The 17,224-nt window shown below is 56.4% G+C and carries 12 protein-coding genes; 5 read left to right on the top strand and 7 right to left on the bottom strand.

The features are described from left to right. Positions 1-4 precede the first annotated feature (4 nt). Positions 5-997, top strand: a complete 993-nt coding sequence (locus ABID16_RS09375) for an adenosine kinase (protein ID WP_354556080.1) — start codon at positions 5-7, stop codon at positions 995-997. Here ABID16_RS09375 and ABID16_RS09370 read toward each other — a convergent pair. After that, positions 990-1,541 (bottom strand): SH3 domain-containing protein, encoded by a 552-nt coding sequence (locus ABID16_RS09370; protein ID WP_354556079.1) that lies wholly within the window; start codon positions 1,539-1,541, stop codon positions 990-992. The two genes, ABID16_RS09375 and ABID16_RS09370, sit on opposite strands and share 8 nt — an antisense overlap. 222 nt (positions 1,542-1,763) lie before the next feature. On the opposite strand from ABID16_RS09370, the gene ABID16_RS09365 reads away from it, so the two are divergent. From ABID16_RS09365 to ABID16_RS09350, 4 genes are all read left to right on the top strand, one after another. Continuing rightward, positions 1,764-2,768, top strand: coding sequence for a 2-hydroxyacid dehydrogenase (locus ABID16_RS09365; RefSeq protein WP_112696285.1), 1,005 nt, complete (start codon positions 1,764-1,766; stop codon positions 2,766-2,768). A 167-nt stretch (positions 2,769-2,935) separates the two neighbouring features. Next, positions 2,936-4,630 (top strand): long-chain-fatty-acid--CoA ligase, encoded by a 1,695-nt coding sequence (locus ABID16_RS09360; RefSeq protein WP_354556078.1) that lies wholly within the window; start codon positions 2,936-2,938, stop codon positions 4,628-4,630. A gap of 124 nt (positions 4,631-4,754) precedes the next feature. Further along, complete coding sequence (locus ABID16_RS09355; protein ID WP_354556077.1) at positions 4,755-5,000, top strand: type II toxin-antitoxin system ParD family antitoxin; 246 nt, start codon at positions 4,755-4,757, stop codon at positions 4,998-5,000. Next, positions 5,000-5,293, top strand: coding sequence for a type II toxin-antitoxin system RelE/ParE family toxin (locus tag ABID16_RS09350; protein ID WP_354556076.1), 294 nt, complete (start codon positions 5,000-5,002; stop codon positions 5,291-5,293). The genes ABID16_RS09355 and ABID16_RS09350 overlap by 1 nt, the downstream gene beginning before the upstream one ends. A 401-nt stretch (positions 5,294-5,694) precedes the next feature. On the opposite strand, the gene ABID16_RS09345 is transcribed toward ABID16_RS09350, so the two are convergent. From ABID16_RS09345 to ABID16_RS09320, 6 genes are read right to left on the bottom strand one after another with little or no spacing between them, the layout of a single operon-like run. Continuing rightward, complete coding sequence (locus ABID16_RS09345; RefSeq protein ID WP_354556075.1) at positions 5,695-8,370, bottom strand: DEAD/DEAH box helicase; 2,676 nt, start codon at positions 8,368-8,370, stop codon at positions 5,695-5,697. Beyond that, positions 8,367-10,037, bottom strand: coding sequence for a site-specific DNA-methyltransferase (locus ABID16_RS09340; RefSeq protein ID WP_354556074.1), 1,671 nt, complete (start codon positions 10,035-10,037; stop codon positions 8,367-8,369). Before ABID16_RS09340 ends, ABID16_RS09345 begins: the two co-directional genes overlap by 4 nt. After that, complete coding sequence (locus ABID16_RS09335) at positions 10,034-11,836, bottom strand: AIPR family protein (RefSeq protein WP_354556073.1); 1,803 nt, start codon at positions 11,834-11,836, stop codon at positions 10,034-10,036. The genes ABID16_RS09340 and ABID16_RS09335 overlap by 4 nt, the downstream gene beginning before the upstream one ends. A gap of 42 nt (positions 11,837-11,878) precedes the next feature. Then, complete coding sequence (locus ABID16_RS09330) at positions 11,879-14,182, bottom strand: AAA family ATPase (protein ID WP_354556072.1); 2,304 nt, start codon at positions 14,180-14,182, stop codon at positions 11,879-11,881. Then, positions 14,179-14,361, bottom strand: coding sequence for a hypothetical protein (locus tag ABID16_RS09325; RefSeq protein WP_354556071.1), 183 nt, complete (start codon positions 14,359-14,361; stop codon positions 14,179-14,181). The genes ABID16_RS09330 and ABID16_RS09325 overlap by 4 nt, the downstream gene beginning before the upstream one ends. Next, positions 14,358-17,219 (bottom strand): SNF2-related protein, encoded by a 2,862-nt coding sequence (locus ABID16_RS09320; RefSeq protein WP_354556070.1) that lies wholly within the window; start codon positions 17,217-17,219, stop codon positions 14,358-14,360. The genes ABID16_RS09325 and ABID16_RS09320 overlap by 4 nt, the downstream gene beginning before the upstream one ends. Positions 17,220-17,224: the final 5 nt, after the last annotated feature.

The raw sequence follows: 17,224 nt of genomic DNA, 5'->3' as shown, positions 1-17,224 counted from the left end.
TCCCATGACCACGTTCGACGTGCTGACGGTCGGCAATGCGATTGTCGATATCATTTCCTCCTGCCCGGACAGCTTCATTGAAGAAAACGATATCGTGAAGGGCGCGATGAACCTTGTCGATGCGGAGCGGGCGCAGCTTCTCTACAAGAAGATGGGACCGGCCCTCGAAGCCTCCGGCGGCAGCGCCGGCAATACCGCCGCCGGAGTCGCCAATCTCGGCGGCAAGGCCGCCTATTTCGGCAAGGTCGCGCGCGACCAGCTCGGCGACATCTTCGCCCATGACATTCATGCGCAAGGCGTTCATTTCGAGACGAAGCCTCTGGAAGGCGCGCAGCCGACCGCACGTTCGATGATCTTCGTGACGCCGGATGGCGAGCGATCGATGAACACCTATCTCGGCGCCTGCGTGGAGCTCGGCCCCGAAGATGTAGACGCCAGCGTGGTGGCGCAGTCCAAGGTGACCTATTTCGAGGGCTATCTGTGGGATCCGCCGCGCGCCAAGGATGCGATCCGCGAATGCGCCCGCATTGCGCATGAAAACGGCCGCGAAGTGTCGATGACGCTGTCCGACAGCTTCTGCGTCGGTCGCTACCGCGACGAGTTCCTGGACCTCATGCGGTCCGGCACGGTCGATATCGTGTTTGCGAACCGCGCCGAGGCGCTGGCGCTTTATGAAACCGAAGACTTTGAAGCGGCGTTGAGCGCCATTGCGCGCGATTGCAAGCTTGCCGCCGTCACCATGAGCGAAGAAGGGTCCGTGATCGTGCGAGGCGATGAGCGCACCTATGTGCCGGCCATCCCTGTCGACAAGGTGGTGGACACGACGGGCGCCGGCGATCTTTACGCGTCCGGCTTCCTCTTCGGCTATACGACGGGTCGCGATCTTGCCACTTGCGGCGCGCTCGGCAGCCTTGCCGCCGGCATCGTCATCCAGCAGATCGGCCCGCGCCCGCGCCTTTCGCTGAAGGATGAGGCGAGAAAGATCGGCCTTATTTGAAGGCTTCGCCGGGATAGGCGCCCCAAACCTCGCCCTGGTGGAGCCAGCCTTCGGTTCCATCGACCTCGGCCTCACACCAGTCGCCTGTGCATTCCTTGAGCTTGACAAGAACGCCCGGCTGCAGCTTGGCAACCACATTGGCGTCCTTCAGGGCGGAGCGGCGCAGGTTGACATAGATGTTCTCGCCCTTCTCGCGCATCCACGGGGCGGCCACCGCTGTGCGCTGGCCCGACAGCATGGAGTGGTAGACCCAGCCCTCCGTCCCTTCGGCGTCGCGAATGCGCCGCCAGTTTTCGAATTCCGCAATGATTTCCACCGGCAGGCCGGGACGCGTATAGAGCCAGGAGGCCGCATATTCGGTGCCGGGACCGACGCGCATGTTGACGCGACTGGCCTTGAGGCTGGCAAAGCGCGGCAGCGGCAGGCCGGTTGCCGTCTTCGAGGCGGTCTGGGCGCTGGCATCCGCGGCCTGAACCACACTCCATCCGGCGGCAAGAACAAGAACCGTTGCGAAGATCTGCCGGGAGACGCTATTGAAAGCCATTGCGCTGAATTGCCTGTGTTCTGACATTTGACAAGGGTGTGACCGAAAGACCTGTGTGAAGACGCCCATCGTCACGTTCAATCGCGAGAAAGGTTTGTCTTCGCTGACGGGTCTGATAAAAATCGGGACGACACCAACGGTCCGGACTGCGGCTTGGCCGCGCTCCGCTCTCAAGGTTGCGATAACTTGGTTAAAGACCTCTGAACAAGGCGACGAAAGCCGATGACAACAAGAAAAAAGCCCAAGGTCTACATCACGCGCAAGCTGCCCGAGGCGATCGAGACGCGCATGCGCGAGCTTTTCGATGCCGAACTCAATCTCGACGATCGTCCGCGGACGCAGCCGGAACTGGTGGCTGCGGTGAAGAGCGCCGACGTTCTGGTACCGACAGTGACAGACCGTATTGATGCCGCGCTGATCGAACAGGCCGGGCCGCAGCTGAAGCTGATCGCCAGCTTCTCCAACGGCGTGGACAACATCGATGTCGAGGCCGCAGCCCGCAAGGGCATCACGGTGACCAACACGCCGAACGCGCTGACGGAAGACACGGCCGATATGACGATGGCGCTGATTCTCGCCGTACCCCGCCGGCTGACGGAGGGCGCGCGTGTGCTCACCGACAATCACGGTGAATGGGCCGGCTGGTCGCCGACCTGGATGCTCGGACGGCGCATCTTCGGCAAGCGCATCGGCATTATCGGCATGGGCCGCATTGGCACGGCGGTTGCCCGGCGCGCCAAGGCCTTCGGTCTCTCGATCCACTACCACAATCGCAAGCGCGTCAGCCCGCAGACGGAAGAGGAGCTGAACGCGACCTATTGGGACAGCCTCGACCAGATGCTCGCGCGTGTCGACATCGTCTCCGTCAACTGCCCCTCGACGCCCGCCACCTTCCATCTGATGTCGGCACGCCGGCTGGAGCTGATGCAGCCGACGAGCTTCATCGTGAACACCGCGCGCGGCGACGTGATCGATGAGGACGCGCTGATCAAGAGCATAAGGTCAGGCAAGATCGCCGGTGCCGGGCTCGACGTGTTCGAGAAGGAACCGAGCGTCAACCCGAAGCTGCTGAAGCTCGCAGAACAGGGAAAGGTGGTTCTCCTGCCGCATATGGGTTCTGCGACACTGGAAGGCCGCATCGACATGGGCGACAAGGTGATCATCAACATCCGTACCTTCTGCGACGGCCACAGGCCGCCGGATCGGGTCCTGCCTGCTCGTATCTGACACTGCTCCATTGCGTGAAGACGAAGGCGGTTGATTCCAATTGACGTTTACGTCAAGGTTATATAACTGAAAGAAGGCTTGAATGGCCGCTGCAAGCATCTATTTTAGCTTGTAGACGGGAGGAAACGCCACGCCGGGGAGGCGGGGCAAGTCATATGGGAGTTGACATGTCGCAGGCTGCCACGAATGCAGAAGGTACGGAAACTGCCCGTCCCTGGCTGAAGTCCTATCCACCGGGCATGCCCGAAACGATTGCCCCCCCACCCTATCGTTCGCTCGCCGACATGATCGAGCACAACTGCCGCAGATATGCGAACCGCGTCGCCTATGACGGAATGGGCAAGACGATGACCTTTGCGGAGCTTGAAAAGCTTTCGGCCAAGGTCGCCGGCTGGCTGCAGGCGCAGGGCCTGAAGAAGGGCGACCGCGTCGCCATCATGATGCCGAACATCCTGCAGTATCCGGTTGTCGTCAGCGGCATCCTTCGCGCCGGCATGGTCGTTGTCAACGTCAACCCGCTCTACACGCCGCGCGAACTCGAGCATCAGCTGAATGATTCCGGCGCGAGCGCCATCTTCGTTCTGGAAAATTTCGCCACTACCGTGTCTGCCGTCGTAGCGCGCACCAGCGTCAAGAAAGTCGTTGTCGCCTCGATGGGCGACCTGATGGGGCTCAAGGGCCATATCGTCAATTTTGTCGTGCGCCGCGTGAAGAAGCTGGTGCCCGCATGGTCCATTCCCGGCCATATCCCGTTCAAGTCGGTGATGGCCGCAAACCGCCCGCTTTCGCCCGTCGATATTGCCGCCGGCGACATCGCCTTCCTGCAATATACAGGCGGCACGACAGGCGTCTCGAAGGGCGCTACGCTCCTGCATTCGAACCTTGTCGCCAATATCACGCAGAATGTCATGTGGATGAAGCCGGCGGAAACCCGCAAGGCATTTCCCGACCAGCTTATCTATGTCTGCGCGCTGCCGCTCTATCACATCTTCGCGCTGACGGTGAACATGTTCATGGCGCTCGAACAGGGTGGCCTGAATATCCTGATTGCCAATCCGCGCGACATTCCCGGCTTCGTCAAGGAAATCAGCCGCTACCGTTTCAACGTCCTGCCGGGCCTCAACACGCTGTTCAACGCGCTGGCCAATAATGAGGACTTCAGGAAGCTCGACTTCTCGAGCCTCATGCTGACGCTCGGCGGCGGCATGGCCGTGCAGCGCCCTGTGGCCGAGCTCTGGCAGAAGGTGACGGGTTGCTTCATTGCGGAAGGCTATGGCCTGTCCGAGACCTCGCCGGTCGCCACAACCAACCGCGCCGACGGGACGGAATATACCGGCACGATCGGCCTTCCGCTGCCTTCGACCGATATCGACATCCGGGACGACGACGGCAAAAGCGTCGCGATAGGCGAGGCCGGTGAGATCTGCATCCGCGGCCCGCAGGTCATGGCCGGCTACTGGAACCGTCCGGAAGAAACCGCCAAGGTGATGACCCCGGACGGGTTCTTCCGCAGCGGCGACATCGGCGTGATGCAGCCGGACGGCTATGTGAAGATCGTCGACCGAAAGAAGGACATGATCCTTGTCTCCGGCTTCAACGTCTATCCGAACGAGATCGAGGAATTCGTCGTGACGCTGCCCGGCGTGCTGGAATGCGCCGCGATCGGCGTACCGGACCCGCATTCGGGCGAAGCGGTGAAGCTCTTCGTCGTCAGGAAGGACCCGAACCTCACCGAAGCCGACATCAAGGCGCATTGCGCCAAGGGCCTGACCAACTACAAGCGGCCCCGCCATGTCGAGTTCCGCGACAGCCTGCCGAAGTCGAATGTGGGCAAGATCCTGCGCAAGGAACTGAGGGGCTGAGCGATAAAACGACGACGACGGCTCCAGGCGGGGCCGTCCAAGCGCGTTTGCGGACATTGAAGCCAGACACCATTTGTAATACATTTTGGTACCGGTGCTGTTCGATGCTGCGTGGAGACTGTTGATGGCTCGCAATACGTCCGTGACTTTGGGAGAACATTTCTCCAGCTTTGTCGATCAGCAGGTCGAAAACGGCCGCTACGGATCGACGAGCGAGGTGGTGCGCGCAGGCCTTCGACTTCTTGAAGAACACGAGGCCAAGGTCAAGGCCCTGCAGGCAGAGTTGATTGCCGGCGAGCAGTCCGGCGACCCAAGACCGTTTGACTTCGCGGCCTTCAAGGCCCGCAAGCGCGCCGACTTCGAAGGCTGATGAAAGCGCTCGTCTTTTCGCCTGCGGCCGAACTCGATCTTGCCAACATCTGGGACTACAGCGCGGCCAATTGGGGTCCGGATCAGGCGGACCGCTACACCGATGAAATTGAGGATGCCTGTCGGCAGCTTGCAGCGGGCGAGAAGCGGGGTCGCCCGGTCGATGTGCGAACTGGCTATCTGAAATATGTTACGGGATCGCATATGCTCTATTTTCGCGACCATGTTGGCTATGTGGAAGTCATCCGCATTCTGCACCAGCATCAGGATGTCAGCCTGAACCTACCAGACTGAATCGCTGCCCACCCGAGCGGCAAGGATTTCCTCCGCCACAAAGCAGAAAGGGCCGCTCTCGCGGCCCTCAGCGTGTCAAAGGTACATTTTCATTCCCACTCGATTGTTAACAATTATACCAAGGCATTGAAATGAAAAGAATAAATATTTTTGTGCATAAAAACGACCGTCGTCAAAACCGGCGAAATTCTACGCTTTTGATTTTCAAGGATTTTTCAAATAGTCATCCAAAATGATACTTTCGGAGACTATCATCAACAGACGGAACATTGAAACTATGCACCGAACAACGTGCATGTCGCATCCAATACGCTATAGCACTACCATCTACACATAGATTTGTCATGCTCGAAATCCGCCGCGATTGTTGCTTCCTGGCAAACGACCCGATGAACCACTCATCAGGCATTTCCAAATTGCTGCAGAAGACCAGCCAACGTCATGTTCTCGGCGACCGCGTCATGTGGGATCAAGGCGTAGCACCAAGGTTTTCCGCCATAGCTCGCAGCATGGTTGCTCGCATGTCGGCACCACTCGAGCGCCGAGTCGCGCTTTGCCAGCACATCCGGATCGCTCATCTGGTTTGAGGCCTTGGGCTCAAGCATTAGGATGGCTTCATCAGTCTCCGCGACAAAATCCGGCTGGTACTCCTGCAGGTCAGTCCCACTACGGTAAAACAACTGAAATTGCCCGCGCGCCGGCTTGAACCACTTTTGCGCTTCTCGATCGAGAATGACCGATAGCTTCCGCTCGGCATCCGACTGGAATTTTTGCGTCGGATAGAGGCACCTCTGGAACCCGCCAAATAGGTAACGCGCCATATTTGCCTTGTCGGACGGTGATAGGCGAAAATCGAGCGGTGCCTCGCCAACCGCTGCCGTGTAAGCGCTCTTTCGCAATTCGGTGAATCCACGTGTGACGACGACCTCGTATTCGACTGCCGTGTCCTGCCAGAAGTGCGTCTGCATCTGCGCATGCACGAAGCGAGCGATTTCTTTCTGGTGAAGGCGAAGGATCTTACGGACGCCGTCCTCCGGGTGCGTCGCCAACAGATGGTTCGCCACTTGGGCCGCGAGACCGTAGAGCAAATCGGCGTGCTCGTCGTAGGCAACGTCATCGAAGTCGATCAGGCCGCTGACAATGTAGTCTTCAAGCCGCTGTTCATCGATATTGCCAGCGCCAAGGCCGATCCGGTCCACTTGCCCCGTCCGCAAATGCGCCGCCCATAGCGTTTCATTCGGCACTTCATATCGCATGCGGGACAGGTCGAGCGTGAAGTGATGAAAGCCGGATTTCACTTCGCCCTTCGGCGTGACGAGTATACGGGGAATGTCGATCGTCTGCTGGACCACGAGATCGACGGTCTTGGCGACGATCGCCCTGAGATCGGGTTGCTTAGCGATCCCCTCCAGCTCCAACTGGGCAGGCCGATACTGGCTTTGAACCTCGCGCAGAACGGCTGCCTGCACCTCCGGCTTCTGTAGGTGTGCGACGCTGGGCAGCCGCGATGGCTCGGTCTCCATTTTGCGGATCACATCATAGGCGATCCGAACCACCTGTTGCTCTTCGTGCGTAAATTCGGCCGACGCTTCCTCGAAACCAGATGCCCCGTTAGCCGGCGCGTCGGAGCGCAGGCCAAGCTTGGCGGCGAGCTGAGGCCGCGACTCGACGGTGACTGTCTTCTGCTGCAACTCGCCTTCGGTGATGACGACCTGCTGGAGGCGGATGGCCGAATCCGGCTTGCGCGCCTCATCGACGATTTCCTGGAAGCGGTCATGCGCGACGATGTTCAACCGGTCGACAGCGGTGACACCCGTCCGCCGGCCATAGGGAAGCCGCAGGCCACGCCCGATCGATTGCTCGATCAGCGTCCGCGCATTAGCAGCGCGCAAGGGCACGATCGTGTAGAGGTTGGTGACGTCCCAACCCTCTTTCAGCATGTTGACGTGGATGACGATCTCGGTCGGCTCATCGGGGCTTTCGACCTTCAACAGCCTTTCGATCGTCTCTTCTTCCTTCACGCTGGAATCGACCTGGATGACCTTGTCCGCATAGCGCCCCTCGAAGAAGGCGTTGGACTTGACCAGCGTCATCAGCTCAGCAGCGTGCGTGGTGTCGCGCGCGATCACCAGCATGAAGGGCTTGACGATCCGCTCGCCGACCTGTCGCGCATAGGTCTCCAGTTCGACCTTGACGCTTTCGTGTAGACGCACGCCGTCTTCCAGTTTGATCTGCTGCAATTGCTCCGGCGATTTGCCGGTCGCGACGAAGTTCTCGCGAGTGACGACCGCGGGCTCTTTCACAAAGCCATCAGCCATGGCGCGGCCGAGCGGATAGTCGAAGATCACGTTCTGGAACGGCACCGGACCGCGTGTCGTCTCGACGAACGGGGTAGCGGTCAGCTCAAGCCCCATCACCGGCTTCAATTCGTTGATGGCGCGAACGCCCGCCGTCGCCCGATATCGATGGGATTCATCCATGATCAGGACGAGATCCTTCTGGGCGGCGAGATAGTCGAAATAGCTGTTGCCGATCTCTTCCTTGAAGCTACGCATACGTGGGCTGCGGCCGCCGCGGACTTCGGAATTGATCTTTGAGATGTTGAAGATGTTGATCGTGACCGGAAACAGATTGCCGCCGCTGGCGATCTGTCGCTCGAAATTGTCGCCCGTCGTGATGACCGGGGGCGAAATCGCGAACTCGGCGATGCCCTTTAGGACATATTTCGGCGTGTTGGGTGTGAAGTCGGTGATCAGTTTGTTGTAGATCGTCAGGTTCGGCGCGAGCACGAAGAAGTTGTTGAGGCCGTGCGCTAAGTGCAGATAGGCGATGAACGCGCCCATGAGGCGGGTCTTACCGACGCCTGTCGCCAGAGCGAAACACAGGCTCGGAAAGTCACGCTCCTCGAAATCGGTGACGCTCGGAAATTCGGTTCGGATCGCCGCAAGCGCGGCTTCAAGATCGGCGTCCTTTCGCGGCGGAACCAGCTCGGTGACGCGATCGAGAATTTCGAGAGATTGCCGCTGCGGAGCGCGGAGGCTGAGACGGCCGGCGATGGCGTTGACGTGACGGTTCATTGATCATCTCCCGCAAGATCGAACAGGCCCGGCTGGGAGGCGGAACGAGGTGTTGCTGTGTCGATAGCCTTCGTCGTGGGCGGCGCCTTGGGGAGATTTTCGACATTGAGGCTGTAGTCGTCATGGCCCCATTCGCAGCGCTCGCGAATGTGGTTCGGGATCTTCTTCACCGTCAGATTGGGCCAGGCAGAGGTGTTGCCGCGGAAGGCGGCGCAGAGCACGAGTAGCGTTCTTCCCTCGCCGACCTCCTCACTCATTGCGTCGAGCTGCTCGGGCGACAGCGTCTGCGTCGTCACATAGATGAAGTCGCTCTCGGTCGAGGTGCCGTGCTGCCAATAGACGCTATCGCTCGGGGCATAGGTGAAGCCCTCGATCTTGCACAAAGCCTCGGCCAGCATCTCGGCATTATAGGCCTTGCTGATGACCTCACGGCCCCACTTGTCCTTCTCAAGTAAGGACGGGGCAAGCTTGAAGTAGCGGAAACCGCCGCCTCCCTGCCAACCAGTCGCCTCGGTCACGCCGCCTTTGTCCTCACCGTCGATCACCTTCTTCAGGCGTGGGATAATGTGCGTGTGGCAGGGCTCCTCCAGCTCGACCATGATCCAGCGTCGGCCCATCTTGTGAGCGACCGCACCGGTCGTGCCGGAGCCTGCAAAGGAGTCCAGGACAAGATCGTCGGGCATAGTAGAAATCTGCAAGATGAGTCGAATAAGCTGTTCAGGTTTTGGCGTTGAAAATGGTTCGATTTCCGGCAGTAGTTTGCGCAGATGATCCCTCTTTGCGCTCTGGTTAGTACCAGCATCGCTCGCTGCCCACCAAGTCCGAGGCACAACGCCCTGCTGCACCTCGGTCAGATAGCGCTTGATGACAGGCATGCTGTCACCTTTGTTCCCGAAGTGCACTCGACCTTCGGCACGTGCTGCCTCAAAATTTTCCTTTGAAAAACGCCAATAATTTCCGCTAGGCGGCGTTACAACGCGCCCGGAAGGGAGGGTAATCGGAAACCGCGCTCCCTCGGAACCGCTCTTGGCTGTGCCGTTGTCACCTTGAAGCCAGCGCCCTCTCGGATCGTTGTCGGGATTACGGTAACGGGTTTCCTGTTCTGCACTTCTGGGGAGAAGATTTCTGATTTTCCGCCAAATCTCTCTATTTTTTGCATAGAGTAGAACATGATCATGAGCAGAAGAAATATCTGTATCGCCGCGACGCCCCTGATCTTTCTCCCATGCAAATGATGATACAAAGTTAGCCCGACCAAAAATCTCGTCGCACATTACTTTGAAGTAATGCGCCTCGTTGTCGTCGAGCGTAACCCAAAGCGAGCCATCCTCGGACAGTAATCGTCGAATAATTTCCAGACGATCACGCATCAAGCCAAGCCAGATTGAGTGCTCCACTCCGTCATCATAGTGCTCAAACGCGTTGCCCGTGTTGTAAGGAGGATCGATAAACACGCACTTCACCTTGCCGGCGAATTCCTGCTCCAGCGCCTTCAGCGCAAGCAGGTTGTCGCCGAAGATCAGCCGGTTATCGAAAATGTCGTCATCGCTCACGCGATGCTTGGCGTGATAGGACTTCTCAGGGTTTTCCAGCAGAATGCGCGGCTCCAGCCGCGGTCGGTTCTCTTTGCCCACCCAGGTCAGTTCAAGTTTTTGTTTCTTGGTCATGTGATGTTTCCAATCTGCGGCGCCTTCACCGACAGATAGTCGAACAGGGCTTTTTGTGGATACGTGTCGGTCGCGACCACCTTGGCTTGAAGCGGCGCAATCGCTGGATCGGCGTCAAGGCCATAGTGGGCAATCATTACGTCCCGGAGGAGCGGAATGGCGTCCGTCTGGTTGCGGAAAATCGCCAGGGGCCCCTTCAGTACAGTCTTGGGCTGGACCGCGCCCCAGAGTGTCTGTCGAGCAGCATCAAACGGCGCCCCCAGCTCGGTCCGAAGCTTGGCTTCATCAATCAGGTTTGCGCTGATGATCACCTGTTTGATTCGCTTGGCCAGAATAAAACCGAGGGCATAGACCCCGTGCTTGTACGTCAACCGCTCAAGGCCGCTGGCGACGATTGCTTCGGTGAGCATGCGCTGCTGGATGTAGCGGAGCGCACGTACAGCATTTGCCAGCTGTATACCTGTCAGGCCACCGCCGAAAAGACTTTGATATGCTGCGGATTCTGTATCAAGAAGCTGGGCTGGCTCTTTCTTCAACCAAACGACATACCTCGGGTCGGACTGAAGGAGCGCCAACGCCTGAGCAGCCTCGTCGATTCGGATGCGTGATGCGTCCTGTGCATTTTCTGGCCCCTCGGCCTTGTATGCGTAGTGGATGTTCAAATAGGCGAGCTCTCGCCGAAGCCGTTCTTGCTGATCGTCAAGCGCAGCGAAGTTCGCAAGTAGGACTGGATTTTGGTGGTTGCGCGCCCGCGTGACTGCCTTCCCAAACGCTTGGTCGGCATCGGCCTTGATGAGCGTCACCATCACCGAAGCTGCCGAGATATCAGCGCCAGTGTTCTCTGCTAGGTACCGCGCTGAAGAAGCAATAGTTTGCGCTCCGTTGATCACGGAAATTCCTGTTACCTTGAACCGCTTTTCAGTTCTTGTGCCGTTCTTCGCGTCAATTTGTTCGCAAAGGGCCGTGACCCCATTGTTGAGGTACAGAAAGTTGGCGGGCGTATTCGCAAGCGTTTCTCGGATCGAGCGATTTACCTCGGTCGTCTGCCCAAGGAAGGTTCGAATATTCTTTGCATAAAGCGCCTTGCCGTGCGTGTCGTGAAGGCGAACAAGGTCGGCGACTTTCATCAATCCAAAGTAAGTTTTCCGCGGCTCCATTGAGCAAGCCCAATCGCGCAGTGTCAGTGTTGCGTCCACGCGAGGATAGGCCTGCCCATCCTGAAGACCAACAACGACACGAGAAGCATCATAGTCGATGACCGTCTTCTTCAGCCGTTCTTCACCGTGGTCGTCATCAATCAGCAGATCATTGATCGCCGTGTGGGCATGATTGCTGATACCAGAACCGGTATGCGCGACAACAAGTTGAATGTGGGAGCACGCCTCCAAGGCCCCTTCAATGTCCGCTTGTCGGCTCAGAACGTGTCCGTTGAATCCAGTAAAGTCCTGCTTGATTAGTCGCCTGACACCTTGGCAGAACGCATTGGCTTCGTCCTGGCTGAACGTCTCGGACGCCTTCAACTTGCCTTGGACAAGGTATAGCGTTTCGGATCCTGCGTGGTAAAACACAGCGTCGATGCCGAAATCATCGAAATCATCCACCACCGAGGTCGCAGCATCTACAGCCGCTATCTCGCACAAGTTTCGAAGAGTATAGGCGCTGAATGCGCGAGACAAATTTTTCTTGGCCTGTTGCTCAGCTGGTTTGCTCGAGTCGAGCAGCGGAGGCAGATGCGGCACAAAATCTCGACCGAGCGCGATTTCTAAGAGAGACATGTTGTGTGCGCTAAGAGGAGCCATTCCAATATCCCGATCCACGAAGGCTAAATTAGATGTTTTTTACTAGTTTGGTTTCTTCAATGGATGGAGACGTCGACTATCACCACTGTTGCGCCAATAACTTCCTGACTTGTCGTTGTTTGGCCATCCATGATCGGGGTGAACAATTGTATCAAACAAGGTCTCTACATGTCTGGCAAATGAAAGACCATCATCTTCAGGAAGATGATGGGCAATTTCATTGAAATGGGCGCCCGCTGCATTGCGAACCTGCACAATCTTTTCAAGTTCGTCGAGAACCGGTTTTAGGCTCGTCCGGCTTCCTTCCACGCCATCGACGACCTGTACCACCGCCAGCGCTGACTTCAATTTGCCATTTATGGCGGGCAACAACTCGCCAAGGGTGTATCGGTTGTCCTTCTTGCGTGGCACCGAACATTCGTACTTTTGCACCAGATAGTCCAAAATAGCTTCCAGGATCACACCGGCCTTGCCGCAGACGGTCTGATGGTCAATGGGATCGGCCGCTAGATATGCCTTCAGGAACGAGATTTCGGGAGTGATGTCGCCAGTAGAGATTCCTGACCCCATGGACCAACGCTTCAATTCTACAAATTGGAACGGCTGATCTGGACGCAGCGCTCCCCAACGGTACTTTTCCTTCCACGGGCGATAATGGGTTGTAACGATGGTGTGTCGAAATTTCTTCGACGTTTCGTAGACCATCTGGATAACTCGATCCACATGTGGCTCGTCGACACTACCCAATACGTCATCGAGGATAAGAATTTTCTCCTCGGGCGTTTCGCGCAGGGCCAGGGCGAAAAAGACGCACAGTCCTAAGGTATCAAGGTGCGACTGGCTGAAGTAAGCCTGCGGAGGGACCTCCAGACCGGAAAACTCTGCCTTTAGTTCCAGGGACGCCCGCTTACCCGGATCAAGCGGAAGAGCAATTTTATCAAGCCCTTCGCCGGGGTGAACCATTTCGTAAAGTTGGCCAACTTTCTCAGCGATGTCAGCCAAAATCCCATCGGTGAATTTTCGCCGTTCCCCGATGCAGATTGCCAAGGCACTTTCCGCTCTGGGGACAAGTCCTTCCAGTTCCTTGCTTCGACATAGATTGCTTTCATATTGGTCGATTGCCGCGTTCAAAGCTGCGACAAACTGCTTTTCGCCACGCCACTCTTCATCTTTCCGTTGCCATGCCTTTTGCAAATCGTCGGTTTCTGCGAGCCAACCTGAAAGGTTCTCAATAACTCCAGGAACGTCAGCTTTGGGGGATTTGAGCCCCTCCTTCCAATCGAACTCAGACAAGACTTCACGAAATCCATTTACTGCAAGCCTATGATCTTCTTTGATCTTTTGAAGAGAATTCGAGGAACTGGTTAGGGATGTTTCGCACGTTTTCTTCTGAGCCGTTGCTTTGCGAAGAGCAGTTAATTGCTCTAGCCGGGCCGGGATGTTCGCCGATAGTTCCTTCGCATTTTCCGCACTGCTGCACAGGGGGCATTCGGTCGGGTCTGAATGAACGTGAAGATACCTTTGTCCAGCCTCAAGCAAATCGAGGATTTCATTTGCTCCTGTGCCGACCTGAAGAGCCGCTGCATTGAATTCAATCGTCGCAGATTCAAAAGCACTTTCGGCGTCCCGGGCAGCCCTCTGTGAAGCTTCAAATCGTTGCGGCAGATCGACTAACTTCAAGTAGGCATCACGAAGCCGTCCAATGGCAGTAATATCCGCATCACGGTTGATGCTCGAGTTGGCTAACCGGTCCTTTGCCCATGAAACAGGATTCTGGCCGGATGGCTTTCCAGCCGCATCAAAAAAGCCCTGTAGGGTGTCAAGACTTTGGCCTTCCGAGAGTTTCGCGGCCTTTTCTTCTGCCTTTAAGCCTTTGGCTAAGTCGGAAAGGGCCTTTTCCGATTGCTCAAATTCCGAAATATCAATGAACCGCTTGATCGCTTCATAGCGATCGGCCGGTTTTGCCTCGACCAATCCCGCAATTTGACGCTGGCGAAGGATTTCAATTTGAGGTGATGAGCCCACCGGTGAGATTTGGGCGGTCTTGCCGTTCAATCGGCCTTCGCATGCGCCGCCCTGACTTTCCAATTTGACCGTTACATCAGCGGGCGCCTTGCCTGCGGACGGGTAATATTTTTCAAGCCCGCTGCCTATGCCTCTGTCATCGAGCGACCCAACTTTGCCCTTGGCAAGGAATTCGAAGGCGTCGCAGATGGTCGTCTTTCCGCTTCCATTTTCGCCATAGATCATCGTCAGACGGCTGTCTGACGCAAATGACAATGTGAGCGGGCTTGATGCGCCGCGGAAGCCAGATACGTGTAGTGTCTTAAGGTGGGACTTGGTCATTTTTCACTTTCCTTGGCCACCGCCAATTCAAGCTCCAACTTCCAGTCTTCGCCTTTGATTTTTCCAGACGCCAATTTTGACTCGATCCCTTTACGAGCAACTTCTCTGATCAGGCCTGCGTCAAAGAGTTTATCGACGACAGTTTCAGCGAGAATCTGAGATGGCGTTTTAGCGGTCATTCCAATCTCCAGCGCATGGCAAAAAGGCGCGAGACCTCAACCTTTTGCTCAAGTTTTGCCTCTATTTCAGCTATCAGATTCTCGCGTTGCGTGTCTATGTTGTCCTGTGCCTCGAAAAGCGAGCGCCGTTTCTGGTTACGTGTCGCTTCTAGCGTCTTGATCTGCTTTTGACCGGCCAGCTTTTCCTCGAGTGTAAGCGCAGTCGTGGCTCCACGGCGAGCTTCTTTAATAAGCCTATCAATTTCCTTGATCTCGCGTTCCAGTCCAATCTTGAGATCGTCCGCCCAGCCATCAAGTTTATCGGCTTCGGCTTCGAAAAACCGCGCATTTCGTTCAGCAACCACCTTATTTATCAGTGTTTGGCTTTCGGTTTGCGTTGCCTCAAGGCACGATAGCGCGTCGTGATCAGGAATGACCTCCTGTTCAAGTATCCCCTGAATCGTCATGAGACGATCGCAGGCTTCACGTGTCAGTAAATTACCTTCGTCAGTAATCCCCGAAAGAATGATGTGATCCTCGGCCTCATCCAGAGTTTCCACCGTCATCAGAGATGCGACGAGCCAGCCAGCCTTTCCGATGAACGGTTCGAGAATGCTAATCTTGCCGGAATAATTGGTGTAATCGAAATGTACCTGCGCGGGATTGAGGGCGCGTGCCTTTGCGCGCTCAACCACAGCCTCGCCAAGGGGATGATTAAGCCGATAGGTGTGCGCTTCGCGGGATCGTCGCGGCAGCTCATAAAGCCCGGTAGGAATAGGTTCGCTGTCCGCCCATTTGGGTCGTGCTGGCAGGGTAAATGACGAACTGTTGTGGAACGTAGCCACGCCTTCAAGCTCATGGCGCGTTAGACGCATCAGCCACTGCTCATAACGGTCAAGATGGACTTTCGCATCCTCATCCCGAACCCGGAGCCTCTCCCGAACTTCGTCATCGAACTGTTCGAGGAGCTTCTGTCGTGTCTGGCTCATCGCCGTATCGATTTCGAGGCTGAGTTCTGATTGCAACCGGTCGAACGCTGCGCGAATTTGATCAGGCTGACGGCACTCCTGGTAGATTCCCGCTATCCTCTTCTCGAAATCGACGCCGGACTCGATCGCGCCCAAAACTTCGTCGCTAGCGCCGAATACGCCCTCGAAAAGTTGAAACTTTTCAGAGAGGAGCTGATAGACGCGCTGGTCTGCTTGATTCCTTCGATTGATGAAGTTCACCACAACGACGTCGTGCTTCTGACCGTAACGATGGCAACGGCCGATTCGTTGTTCCACACGTTGCGGATTCCATGGCAGATCATAATTCACGATGAGAGAGCAAAATTGCAGGTTAATACCTTCGGCTCCAGCCTCCGTCGCGATCATGATTTGACCTTCGTCGCGAAAGTAATCGACCAGCGCAGATCTCATGTCTGCGGTACGTGACCCTGTGACACGATCTGATCCTTCATGTCTTTCGATCCAACGTGCGTATATTTCCCGCGACAACGGATCCGTATTCGTTCCGTTGAACAGGACGATGCCGCTCCCATAGGGACTGCTGGCAAGTACCCTTTGAAGATACTCCTGAGTTCGCCGAGATTCAGTGAAGATGATCGCCTTCTCAGCCCCGCCTAGTTCGCGAGCCTTGGCGAAGGCCACATTTAAAGCTTTTAGCAGCGCCTTTCCCTTGGCGTTGTGTTCGATTGAGGTTGCCAGCTCAGCGAATGCTTCAAGATCAATGATTTCGGCCTCGATAGCTTTGCGGTCTGCCTCAGTCAGCCCTGCTTCTACAGCGTCCTCGGACCACTCGTCAGCGGTCTCATCGAGGGCCTCGAAATCTTCAGATAACTCTTCTTCTAATGGACTTGTAATAGGGTGCGCATCGAGCTTAGCTTTCAGCCGCTGCGAAATCGAATTCAATGCTCCCGCGATAGCAAATGTCGAAGATGCGAGAAGTTTGCGAAGAACGAGCGTCATCAGCGAGCGTTGGCCAGAGGGCAGTGCTTGCAGATTTTCGCGCTGTAGATACTCTGAGACGAGGTGATAAAGGCGATCCTCGCCATCTTCAGGAGTGAACTCCTCAACCAAAGGCAGGCGGCGTGTATAGGGTATGTATGCTGTTACCTGGCGCCGAAGCGTCCGGTGACAGATCGACTTTAGGCGCTCTCTCAGCGCTTCAAAACTCTGTTTGTCAGCGGGATTCGCAAACTGCTCGCGGAAACTCTTGACATCGCCAAAGGCGTGTTCGTCGATAAAACTGACAAGACCGTACAGTTCGAGTAACGAATTCTGAAGCGGGGTTGCCGTCAGAAGAAGCTTATTCTTCTGAGCAAGCGCATTTTTGAGGGTGTTTGCGATAACATTGGAAGGCTTGTAGACGTTCCTAAGCCTATGGGCTTCGTCGATCACGACAAGATCCCAAGGAACTCCTTGAACATCGGACGCCCTGGAACGGGCGAACTGATAGGAGCAGATCACCACAGCGTTTTGGACTTCAAACGGCTGAAAATTCCCGTCTCGAATGGCTTGATTATAAGACTTAGACTCAAGAATTGCGCAGGGTAATAGGAATTTTTCGCTGAGTTCTTGGTGCCACTGCTTCCGCAAGTTTGACGGCGCAATGACCAGAATGCGTCGCCTCCTCTCCGCCCATCGCTGGGCAATGACCAATCCGGCTTCGATCGTCTTCCCAAGACCGACTTCGTCGGCGAGCAACGCACCTTTTGAAAGAGGTGATGCGAAAGCAAACAGCGCCGCGTCAACTTGGTGAGGATTGAGATCGACTTGCGCACCTGCAACTGCTCCCGCCAGACGCTCCGAGCTATCTGGCGCGCACCGCTTTGTCAGCTCGTAAGCCAGGTATTTTGCATGAAAGTCAGTGATCATGCTGC

It is taken from the genome of Limnomicrobium aquaticum (assembly GCF_040545545.1).
Classification (GTDB): Bacteria; Pseudomonadota; Alphaproteobacteria; order Rhizobiales; family Rhizobiaceae; genus Ensifer_A; species Ensifer_A aquaticum.
The sequence above is the reverse complement of the archived record's forward strand: the minus strand, read 5'-3'. Positions and strand labels throughout refer to the sequence as shown.